The following is a 9,859-nucleotide window of genomic DNA, read 5'->3' on the forward strand; positions in this document are numbered from 1 at the left end:
CTACTTCAGACGTAGCGCGTTGAGCGTGACGGTCACGGACGACACCGACATCGCCAGCGCCGCCAGCAGCGGCGTCGCGAGCCCGATCAGCGCCACCGGCACCGACACCACGTTGTAGGCCGCCGACAGCGCGAAGTTCTCGCGCATCCGCCGCACCGCCTGCCTGGCGATCCGCAGCGCGTCCTCCACGGGCGAGATGTCGCGCCCCAGCGCCACGATGTCCGACGCCGCCCGCGCCGCGTCCAGCGCCGAGGCCGGGGAGATCGACACCAGCGCCTCGGCCAGCGCCGCCGTGTCGTTGAGCCCGTCGCCCACCATCAGCACCTTGCGCCCCCTGGCCGCTAGCGCCTTCACGTAGGCCGCCTTCTCCTCGGGCTTTGCGCCCGCCGTCCAGGCCGGGATGCCGAGCCGCCCGGCCAGTTCCTCGACCGCCGGGGCCACGTCCCCCGATACGAGGTGCAACTCCAGCCCCTGCTTGGCCAGCGCCGTCACCAGTCCTTCCGCCCCCGGCCGCAGCGCGTCCGCGAAGGCGAAGGTCACCGGCTCCCGCGCGCCGATCCGCAGCGTGGTCGCGGTCACCTCGCCCACCTCCGCGCCCACCCAGTCGGCGCGGCCCAGCCGCACCCGCTGGTCCTGCCAGACGCCTTCGATCCCGTGGCCCGGCACTTCGCGCACCTCCGAAACCGGGGCGGGCCGCAGACCCCGCTCGGCCGCCCCCTTGGCCAGCGCCAGCGCCAGCGGATGCGACGACCCCTGCGCCAGCGCCATCGCGACCGACAGGCTCTCGGCGTCGTGCGCCCCAAGATCCAGCGGCTCCGGCGCACCCAGCGTGAGTGTCCCCGTCTTGTCGAAGACCACCGTATCGACCTGCGCCAGCCGCTCCAGCGCCGTCCCCGACTTGATGAGGAGACCCTTCTTGAACAGCTTTCCGCTCGCCGCCGTCACCACCGCCGGCACCGCCAGCCCCAGCGCGCAGGGGCAGGTGATGATGAGCGTCGCCGCCGAGATGTTGATGGCGAAGCGCACGTCCCCGCTCGTCTGCCACATCCAATAGGCGAAGGCGCTGAACGACAGCGTGTGGACCAGCGGCGAATAGGCCCGCGCCGCCCGGTCGGCGAGCGAGGTGTAGCGCGACCGCGCCTCCTCGGCCACCGCGACCAGCGCCGCCATGCGGGCGAGCGACGAGTCCTTCCCCGCCGCCGTGACGCGCACGGTCAGCGGCCCGGTGAGGTTCACCTCGCCCGCGCTCACCACGCAGCCCCGCGCCGCGCGGGCCGGCAGCGACTCGCCCGTCAGCAGCGACCGGTCGATCTCGCTCTCGCCTTCCACGACCTCGCCATCCGCCGGCACCCGCGCGCCGGGGCGCACGGAGATCAGGTCGCCCACCGCGAGGTCGGACACGTTCACCGTCTCCTGGCCCTCGTCCGTCAGCCGGATCGCGCGCGGCACCTCCAGCGCGGCCAGTTCCTGCGCCGCCGACCGCGCGGCCGCCCGTGTCCTATGGTCGAGGTAGCGCCCGCCCAGCAGGAAGAAGGTCAGCATCACCGCCGCGTCGAAATAGGCGTGGTGGCCCCCGTTGAACGACTCGAAGATCGAGATGGAGGTCGCGAGCACCAGCGCGAGCGAGATGGGGAAGTCCATCCCCAGCCGCCCCCGCTTCACCCCGGCCCAGGCCGACCGGAAGAACGGCTGCCCCGAGAACAGCACCGTCGGGATGGCGATGGCGCCCGAGATCAGGTGGAAGATGTCCCGCGTCGCGTCGCCCGCGCCCGACCACACGGCCACCGACAGCAGCATGACGTTCATCATGGCGAAGAACGCCACGCCCAGCCGCATCACCAGATCGCGGCCGATCCGGTCGTTCTCGGTCCCCGACAGCGCCACCAGGTCCAGCGGCAGCGCCTCGTAGCCCAGCCGGGCGACTTCCGGGATCAGGTCCTCGGGCGTCAGGCTCCCGTCGTGCCGCACCCGCAGGCGCCGCAGGCTCAAGTTCACCCGCGCCTCGCGGATGCCGGGCAGGGGGGTCAGGCCCTCCTCCAACTGCGGGATGCAGGCCGCGCAGTCCGCGCCGGGCACCGCCAGCACGATCTCGTTCTCGGCCGCCGCCGCGCCCTTGCCCTGCGCGGCAGGCGCGGTGACGCAGCCGATGCAGCCGATCCCGCCCGGGGCTTCGGTCATCGCCATGGGATCACTCCCCCACCATCACGTCGAGCCGCTGGCGGAACGGCGTGCCGTCCACCGCCACCGCCTCCAGCGCAAGGTGCCACTGGCCCGGACCCACCTCCACCGGCGCGCGCCACGCGCTCCCGTCGAAGGCGAAGGCGAGCGTCTGGTCGAAGGTCCGCACCGTGGCGCGCCCCAGCACGCCCGCCGCCGTCGCGCCTTGCACCGGCGCGCCGTCCGGCCCGGCGATGGTCAGCGTCAGCTCGGCCCCGTCGATGGCCGCATGGGCGGTCCAGCCCAGCGCCTCCTGCGCGTGGCGCTCGGCGTCGAAGGTCTGGCTCGCGACATACGAGTTCTTCACCTCCAGCCCCGGGAAGGTGCCGATCGCCTTGACCGCCATGACGATGTTCACCGCGATGATGACCACGAAGAACGAGGAGAAGATCGCGAAGGCCTTGGGGCCGGTGATCGGCCCGCGGAAGGGGTTCGTCATCTCAGTCGGCCTTTCCGTTGAAGAGGGTGTCCACCGACGCGCGCTCGGCGTCGGCAAGGTCGGTGATCCAGAGCCGCAGGTCGGTGCGCCCGGCCTCCGCCGCCGTGCTGCCGGGGCTCGCCTCGACATAGACGCGCGCATCCCCGGTCTGATCGGCGGGCACGGTGATGATGCCGTTCTCTGCGCCTTCCACCGCCACGTCCAGGTCCGCCTCCGCCGAGTAGGACAGCGAGAAGCGCCGCTCCTCTCCGTGCTTGTTGCGGATGCGGAGGTCGTAGGCGTTGCGGATCGTGCCGTCCGACAGCGTGATGTAGAGCGGGTTCCGCACGGGCGAGACGTCCACCTCGATCGCGGGCCGGATGAACAGCGCCACGATCAGCCCCACGCCCACCAGCGACCAGAGCCCGGTGTAGAGGATCGTGCGCGGCCGCAGGATGTGTCGCCAAATCTTCTTGGCCTTGCCGCCCGCGCGCTCCACCTGCTCGTCCTTGAGGGTGAAGTAGTCGATCAGCCCGCGCTCGCGCCCCAGCTTGTCCATGACCTCGTCGCAGGCGTCGATGCACAGCCCGCAGGTGATGCACTCCATCTGCTGGCCGTTGCGGATGTCGATGCCCATGGGGCAGACGTTCACGCAGGCCATGCAGTCCACGCAGTCGCCCACCAGGCGCGGGGCCGCCGCGACGCCTGCCGCCACGGGCTCCACGCCGGCAAAGGTCACCGCCCCCGACGCCAGCGCCGCCTCCTGCGCGCGGAAGGCGGGCGGCTGGCCTGCCGCGGCGCGCGCCTTGCTGGCCTTGCCGCGCGGCTCGCCCCGCCAGTCGCGGTAGCCGATGGTGATGGTCTCCTCGTCCATCATGGCCGACTGGATGCGCGGCCAGGGGCAGGCGTAGATGCAGATCTGCTCGCGGAAGAATCCGCCGAACAGGAAGGTCGTCGCCGTCAGCGTCAGGACCGTCCCGTAGGCGACGGGGTGGGCCTGCCCGGCGACCAGCTCGCGCAGGAGCGTTGGCGCGTCGGCGAAGTAGAAGACCCAGGCCCCGCCGGTGGCGACCCCGATAGCCAGCCAGATCGCCCACTTGGTCAGCCGCAGCCGCGCCTTGTTCAGCGACCAGGGCGCGTTCCACAGCCGCACCCGCGCGTTGCGGTCGCCCTCGACCCAGCGTTCCGTCAGGATGAACAGGTCGGTCCAGACCGTCTGCGGGCAGGCGTAGCCGCACCAGACCCGCCCCAGCGCCGAGGTGAACAGGAACAGCCCCAGCCCCGCCATGATGAGCAGTCCGGCCACGAAGTAGAACTCGTGCGGCCAGATCTCGATCCAGAAGAAGAAGAACCGCCGCCCGGCCATGTCCACCAGCACCGCCTGGTCGGGCAGTTCCGGCCCCCGGTCCCAGCGGATCCAGGGCGTCAGGTAGTAGATGCCCAGCGTCACCGCCATGATGGCCCATTTGAGCGTGCGGAACTTGCCCGACACCCGGCGGGGAAAGATGGGCTCCCTCGCCGCATAAAGGGAGGGCGTGGTCGACTGGCTCATGGCTCGCTTCCCGGCGATCTTGTTATGGCGACCATCCATGCGCCCAAGGCGCGGACGGCACCTTGACATGGATCAAGCGGACGGGGTCCGAGGGGATGCGGCAGGACGGCGCAGGCGCCGTCGGGCAGCGGCCCGTCCCCTCCAGTCCGGGAGCCGACCTGACCCAAGGTCAGGAATCCCCGACTTGGCCCGATTCGGGGCATGGGCGATCCTCCCCGTCATTGATCGACAGGGAATTGCATCATGCGACTTTTCGACCGCCTTGCCGCGCGCCGCGCGCCCGTGCCTCCGCCGCCCTGCCGCGACGCGGCCGAGCTGCGGGCCGCCCTCCTCGCCCTCGACGAGGTGGACGGGCCGCTCCACGTCCGCGACGGCCGCCCCGAGGACGCGGACCTCACCGCCGAATGGCGGCTGGCCGATCCGCGCTGGTCCTGCGCCGCCGCCGAATCCGGCGTGGCGCGCGTGGCCCAGTTCCTGCTCCGCCTCGACCCCAGGGCGGCCGAGGTCCGCGTCGTCCAGCGCGATTTCGAGATCGGCTGGCGCGCGGGCGCGCCCACGCTCTCCTTCGCCGCCCCGGACGTCCGCGCCTGGCGGCTGGAGCTCGGGCACGGCGCCTTCCCCCCGGGGCGCTTCGACACCCGCGAGCTCGCGCGATCCCTGCGCGAGGTCGCGGCGATCCACGGCTGGGCCTGGCGCCCCGTGGTCTTCGGGCGGCTCTGACCCGCCCCCCGGGTCCGCCCCGCCGGGCGGCCCTCCGTGTTCCCCGTTCCCCTTGTGCCGAGGACCCCCGCCATGACGACCCTTGCCGCCCTCCGGTTCCACCATGTCCCGCTCGACGCCGACCTCCTGCGCGCCCTGCGCGCGGCGCTGGCCCGCCGCCGGCGCGCGGCCGAGGCCAAGGCCGCGCGCCGCCATCTCGACGGCCTGCCCGACCACCTCCTGCGCGATGTCGGCGTGACCCGCTTCGACCTCCCGACCCTCGACCTCTGACGCCCAACAAAAAAGCGGCCCCCAAGGGGGCCGCCGAGTTGGACGAACCAGGAAGGAGGTTCGCCGGGAAGTCTTACTCGCCGCCGCCAAGGCCGTGGACATAGGCCGCGACCGCGTTGATCTCGGCCTGGCTCAGGCCGTTGGCGGGGCGGAACTCCTCGCTCCAGGCGGGCATCACGCCGAACCGGGCGTTGGTGACCGTCTCCTTCAGCGTCTCGGCCGTGCCGCCATAAAGCCAGACCGCGTCGGTCAGGTTCGGGGCGCCCATCTCGCGCATCCCCGTGGCGTCCTCGCCATGGCAGCTCGCGCAGTTGTCGGCGAAGACCACCGAGCCCTGCTCGGCCAGCGCCGCGTCATGCTCCTGCCCGGACACCGCCAGGACGTGGTTCACCACCGCGTCGATGTCGCCGCCCTCCAGGATCTCGCCGAAGGCCGGCATCTCCGACCAGCGCGCGTCGGGCGAGGACTCGTTGCGGATGCCGTGCGTCACCGTCGCCGCGACGTCGGTGATCGTCCCGCCCCAGAGCCAGTCGTCGTCGAGCAGGTTGGGGAAGCCCCCCGCCTGCACGCCCGCCGCGCCGGCGCCGTGGCACTGCGCGCAGTTCGCCCCGAAGACCGAGGCGCCCGCGCTCACCGCGAAGGCCTGAAGCTCGGGGTCCTGCGGAAGCTGCGACAGGTCCGCCGCCGCCAGCCTGTCCATCAGCCCCGACCGCGCCGCCTCGGTGGCGGCGATGTCCGCCGCCACGTCGCCGCGCGTCGAGAAGCCCAGGAGGCCCGAGGTGGCGCCGCTGACCAGCGGCCAGGCCGGATAGGCGATGGTATAGCCCACGCCCCAGACGATGGTGGCGTAGAGCACCCACAGCCACCAGCGCGGCAGCGGGTTGTTCAGCTCCTCGATGCCGTCCCAGGTGTGGCCCGTCGTCTCGATCGACGACGGGATCTTGTCGTTGCGTGTCATGTGCGGGCCTCCGAGGGGATGGCGTCGTCGGTCAGGGGCCGGTCGTCGTGCCGGAAGGGCACGCGCCCCGCGTCGTCGTGCAGCGGCCGGGAGCCCGGCCGCCACGCGAAGACGATCGCCCCCAGGAAGAACAGCGTGAGCCCGAGGAGGACCCACGAATCCGCGATCTCGCGGAGGAGGGAGTAGGTGTCGTGCATCGCTCCCTCCTCAGCGGCTCGCGTCGGGCGTGAAGGTGGAGAAGTCCACCATCGTGCCCAGCACTTGCAGGTAGGCCACCAGCGCATCCATCTCGGACACGCCCGGCAGGCCGTCGGGGTTGGCCACGTGCGCCCCCGGATAGCGTTCGACCAGCGCGTCGGTGTCGCCCAGCGGGTCCGCCTGCACCGTGAAGTCGGCCCGCGCCTCGGCGATCTGCTCGTCCGAGTAGGGCACCCCCACGAGGCGGTGGGTCTCCATCAGCTCGCCGACGTGCTGCCCGTCCAGGAGGTTGTCCGTCAGGTAGGCATAGGGCGGCATGATGGATTCCGGCACCACCGACTGCGGGTCGGTCAGGTGCTGGACGTGCCAGGCGTCCGAGTAGCGGTCCCCCACGCGGGCGAGGTCGGGCCCCGTCCGCTTGGAGCCCCACTGGTGCGGGTGGTCGTACTGCGACTCCGCCGCGAGGCTGTAGTGGCCGTAGCGCTCCACCTCGTCGCGCATCGGGCGGATCATCTGGCTATGGCAGACGTAGCAGCCCTCGCGGACGTAGATGTCGCGGCCCGCCAGCTCCAGCGGGGAGTAGGGGCGGACCCCCTCCACGTGCTCGATGGTGTTCTCGAGGTAGAAGAGGGGGGCGATCTCCACGATGCCGCCGACGAGGACGACGAGGAGGCTGCCGCCGAGAAGGAGCGTCGCGTTGCGCTCCAGGGTCTTGTGATAGTCAAGGAAGGCCATTGGGTTCTACCTCATTCGGCCGGAGTGGCGACAGCGGTGACCTGCACCTTGCCGAAGGCGGTCATCCACAGGTTCCAGGCCATGATGATCGCGCCGGTCAGGTACATCAGCCCGCCCAGGGCGCGGACGACGTACATCGGGAACTTGGCGGACACGGTGTCGGCGAAGCTGTTCACGAGGAACCCGTTCGCGTCGACCTCGCGCCACATCAGGCCTTCCATGATGCCCGTGACCCACATCGACGCCGCGTAGAGGACGATGCCGATGGTGGCGAGCCAGAAGTGCCAGCTCACGGCCGAGAGCGAATGGAGCCGCTCGCGGTTCCAGAGCCGGGGCACGAGGAAGTAGAGCGCGGCGAAGGTGATCATGCCGTTCCAGCCCAGCGCGCCGGAGTGGACGTGGCCGATGGTCCAGTCGGTGTAGTGCGACAGCGAGTTGACCGCGCGGATCGACATCATCGGGCCTTCGAAGGTGCTCATCCCGTAGAAGCCGAGCGAGATCACCATCATCCGCATGATCGGGTCGGTGCGGATCTTGTCCCAGGCGCCCGAGAGGGTCATCAGCCCGTTGATCATGCCGCCCCACGAGGGCATCCACAGGATGATCGAGAAGACCATGCCCAGCGTCGAGGCCCAGTCGGGCAGCGCCGTGTAGTGCAGGTGGTGCGGGCCGGCCCAGATGTACAGGAAGATCAGCGCCCAGAAGTGGATGATCGACAGCTTGTAGCTGTAGACGGGGCGGCCGGCCTGCTTCGGCACGAAGTAGTACATCATGCCCAGGAAGCCCGCGGTCAGGAAGAAGCCCACGGCGTTGTGGCCGTACCACCACTGCACCATGGCGTCCTGCACGCCCGAGAAGACCTGCACCGACTTGGAGCCCCAGATCGACACGGGGATGGAGATGTTGTTCACCACGTGCAGCATCGCCACGGTGATGATGAACGACAGCAGGAACCAGTTGGCCACGTAGATGTGGGGTTCCTTGCGCTTGATGATCGTGCCCAGCGTCACGACGAGGAAGGCGACCCAGACGACCGTGAGCCAGAGGTCCACGTACCATTCGGGCTCGGCGTATTCCTTGGACTGGGTGGCGCCCAGCAGGTAGCCGGTCGCGGCCAGGACGATGAACAGGTTGTAGCCCCAGAACACGAACCAGCCGAGGTTGCCGCCCCAGAGCCGCGCCGCGCAGGTGCGCTGCACGATGTAGAACGTGCTCATGATGAGAGCGTTGCCCCCGAAGGCGAAGATCACCGCCGAGGTGTGCAGCGGCCGCAGCCGGCCGAAGTTGCCGTAGCCCTGGAGCACGTCCAGGTTGAGCTGCGGAAAGGCGAGCTGCAGCGCCACGATCACGCCCACCAGGAACCCCGCGAGGCCCCAGAAGGTCGTCGCGATCGCGCCCGCGCGCACCACGCCGTCGTTGTATTCATCCAGCCGCGGCCCCGCCGCGACCTTCCGCTCGCCCGTGCTGCGAACGGTCCAGATGAAGAGGCCCGCCGCCACGGCCATGACGATGAGCGCGTGGACCTGGTAAGCCAGGTCCCGCGCCCAGTTGGCGGCGATGGCGGCGAACAGGGCGACAACCCCGAACACCGCAATCTTGATCCAATCCCACATGCGGATGTGTCCCTCTGATTCGACCGACCCGCCAACACTCGGCGTACGGCATCGGCAGCGGGTTTCGCAGAGGCAGCGTCGCTGCACCTTGATCCAGGTCAAACGGCTTCGGCTGCTTGGATGATACGCATCAAGGCGCGGGCGTTTTCGGCCTCCTAGAACCGACCCCGCAAAGGAGACGCGCCATGATCAAGACCCTGAGCCTGCTGCTGACCGACGAGCGCCGCGACGCCGCCCCCCTGCGTGCCGCCGCCGCCATCGCCGAGCGCGAGGGCGCGCATCTCGACATCGTGGGCCTGGGGCTGGAGCCGATCCCGCTGGAGACCATGCCCATGGCCGCCGCGCAGATCATCGTCGAATCGGGCCACGCCGAGGCGCAGGACCAGGCCCGCTCGCTCACCGACTGGGCCAAGGCCCGGCTCCCCGCCGACCTGCGCTTCTCCTGCGAACCGCGCACCGTCATGGGCCTCAACATCGGCGCCCTGGCCGCCCGTCTCGCCCGCTACTCCGACCTGACCGTGGTGCCGCGCCCCTACGGGCCGGGCTGCGATTCGGTCGCCGCCGCCGTGGCCGAGGCGCTGCTCTTCGGCTCGGGCGCGCCCGTCCTCGTGGTCCCCGACCGCGAGGTGGACTGGTCCCGCCCCTTCCGCCGCATCGCGCTGGCCTGGAACGGCACCGACGAATCCATGCGCGCCACCCGCGCCGCGCTCCCCTTCCTCACGGCCGCCGAATCCGTGCACGTCGCCATCATCGACCCGCCGCTCCACGCCGCCGACCGCTCCGATCCGGGCGGCGAGCTGTCGCAGTGGCTCTCGCGCCACGGCGTCCGCACCGAGGTCGCGGTCCTCGCCAAGACCCAGCCCCGCGTCGCCGACATCCTGGCCCGCTTCGCGTCGGAAAAGGGCTGCGACGCGCTGGTGATGGGCGCCTACGGCCATTCCCGCCTGCGCGAGGCGATGCTGGGCGGCGCCACGCGGGACATGCTGTCGCAGGTCCCGCTCCCCCTCATCATGTCGCACTGAGGGGTCGCCCCGATGCGCCGCCTTTCAGCTCACCATCCCGCCGTCCATGTCGTCGCCGGTCTCGGCCATGAGGCGTCGGATGTCGGGCACGGTGATGCGGCGCTGGGGGCCGAGCTCCAGGACGCCCTCGGCCTTCAGCGCGCTGATCTGCCGGCT

Annotated in this window: 10 protein-coding genes; 3 read left to right on the forward strand and 7 right to left on the reverse strand. The window is 70.9% G+C overall.

Translation table 11 applies throughout. The features are described 5' to 3' along the window. The 3 genes from J2Z33_RS15305 to J2Z33_RS15315 are packed head-to-tail and all read right to left on the reverse strand — an operon-like array spanning position 1 to position 4,187. Positions 1–2,184, reverse strand: coding sequence for a heavy metal translocating P-type ATPase (locus J2Z33_RS15305; protein ID WP_209842635.1), 2,184 nt, complete (start codon positions 2,182–2,184; stop codon positions 1–3). 4 nt (positions 2,185–2,188) lie between these two features. Then, complete coding sequence (locus J2Z33_RS15310) at positions 2,189–2,656, reverse strand: FixH family protein (protein WP_209842637.1); 468 nt, start codon at positions 2,654–2,656, stop codon at positions 2,189–2,191. Between the two features lies 1 nt (position 2,657). Beyond that, positions 2,658–4,187 carry an RdxA/RdxB/FixG family protein gene (locus J2Z33_RS15315; RefSeq protein ID WP_209842639.1) on the reverse strand — a complete coding sequence of 510 codons (1,530 nt, stop codon included), beginning with the start codon at positions 4,185–4,187 and terminating at the stop codon, positions 2,658–2,660. Between the two features lie 243 nt (positions 4,188–4,430). Here J2Z33_RS15315 and J2Z33_RS15320 point away from each other — a divergent pair, with 243 nt between their 5' ends. Both J2Z33_RS15320 and J2Z33_RS15325 read left to right on the forward strand, forming a co-directional pair. Next, positions 4,431–4,907, forward strand: a complete 477-nt coding sequence (locus tag J2Z33_RS15320; RefSeq protein ID WP_209842641.1) for a hypothetical protein — start codon at positions 4,431–4,433, stop codon at positions 4,905–4,907. Positions 4,908–4,979: 72 nt separating this feature from the next. Further along, entirely contained in the window at positions 4,980–5,177 is a 198-nt protein-coding gene (locus J2Z33_RS15325; protein WP_209842644.1) for a YjiS-like domain-containing protein, read from the forward strand. Positions 5,178–5,250: 73 nt separating this feature from the next. Here the strand turns inward: J2Z33_RS15325 and ccoP are convergent, their stop codons facing one another. From ccoP to ccoN, 4 genes are read right to left on the reverse strand one after another with little or no spacing between them, the layout of a single operon-like run. Beyond that, a complete protein-coding gene (ccoP, locus tag J2Z33_RS15330; RefSeq protein WP_209842647.1) occupies positions 5,251–6,135 on the reverse strand; it encodes a cytochrome-c oxidase, cbb3-type subunit III in 885 nt (294 codons plus the stop codon). Then, positions 6,132–6,332: a cbb3-type cytochrome c oxidase subunit 3 gene (locus J2Z33_RS15335; protein ID WP_209842649.1), complete on the reverse strand. Its 201-nt coding sequence runs from the start codon at positions 6,330–6,332 to the stop codon at positions 6,132–6,134. Before J2Z33_RS15335 ends, ccoP begins: the two co-directional genes overlap by 4 nt. A 10-nt stretch (positions 6,333–6,342) precedes the next feature. After that, the gene (ccoO, locus tag J2Z33_RS15340; RefSeq protein ID WP_209842651.1) at positions 6,343–7,068 is read right to left on the reverse strand and encodes a cytochrome-c oxidase, cbb3-type subunit II; all 726 of its coding nucleotides are present in this window, start codon (positions 7,066–7,068) and stop codon (positions 6,343–6,345) included. A gap of 11 nt (positions 7,069–7,079) precedes the next feature. Beyond that, entirely contained in the window at positions 7,080–8,681 is a 1,602-nt protein-coding gene (ccoN, locus tag J2Z33_RS15345; RefSeq protein ID WP_209842653.1) for a cytochrome-c oxidase, cbb3-type subunit I, read from the reverse strand. A 185-nt stretch (positions 8,682–8,866) separates the two neighbouring features. Between ccoN and J2Z33_RS15350 the strand changes: the two genes are divergently transcribed. Continuing rightward, positions 8,867–9,703, forward strand: coding sequence for a universal stress protein (locus J2Z33_RS15350; protein ID WP_209842655.1), 837 nt, complete (start codon positions 8,867–8,869; stop codon positions 9,701–9,703). Positions 9,704–9,859: the final 156 nt, after the last annotated feature.

Origin of the sequence: Rubellimicrobium aerolatum, from assembly GCF_017872975.1 — a bacterium.
In the GTDB taxonomy this organism is placed as follows: Bacteria; Pseudomonadota; Alphaproteobacteria; order Rhodobacterales; family Rhodobacteraceae; genus Rubellimicrobium; species Rubellimicrobium aerolatum.

Excerpts from the sequence above, each read along its gene's own strand:
- J2Z33_RS15305 (WP_209842635.1), bottom strand. The coding sequence starts at position 2,184 with ATGGCGATGACCGAAGCCCCGGGCGGGATCGGCTGCATCGGCTGCGTC.
- J2Z33_RS15310 (WP_209842637.1), bottom strand. The coding sequence starts at position 2,656 with ATGACGAACCCCTTCCGCGGGCCGATCACCGGCCCCAAGGCCTTCGCG.
- J2Z33_RS15315 (WP_209842639.1), bottom strand. The coding sequence starts at position 4,187 with ATGAGCCAGTCGACCACGCCCTCCCTTTATGCGGCGAGGGAGCCCATC.
- J2Z33_RS15320 (WP_209842641.1), top strand. The coding sequence starts at position 4,431 with ATGCGACTTTTCGACCGCCTTGCCGCGCGCCGCGCGCCCGTGCCTCCG.
- J2Z33_RS15325 (WP_209842644.1), top strand. The coding sequence starts at position 4,980 with ATGACGACCCTTGCCGCCCTCCGGTTCCACCATGTCCCGCTCGACGCC.
- ccoP (WP_209842647.1), bottom strand. The coding sequence starts at position 6,135 with ATGACACGCAACGACAAGATCCCGTCGTCGATCGAGACGACGGGCCAC.
- J2Z33_RS15335 (WP_209842649.1), bottom strand. The coding sequence starts at position 6,332 with ATGCACGACACCTACTCCCTCCTCCGCGAGATCGCGGATTCGTGGGTC.
- ccoO (WP_209842651.1), bottom strand. The coding sequence starts at position 7,068 with ATGGCCTTCCTTGACTATCACAAGACCCTGGAGCGCAACGCGACGCTC.
- ccoN (WP_209842653.1), bottom strand. The coding sequence starts at position 8,681 with ATGTGGGATTGGATCAAGATTGCGGTGTTCGGGGTTGTCGCCCTGTTC.
- J2Z33_RS15350 (WP_209842655.1), top strand. The coding sequence starts at position 8,867 with ATGATCAAGACCCTGAGCCTGCTGCTGACCGACGAGCGCCGCGACGCC.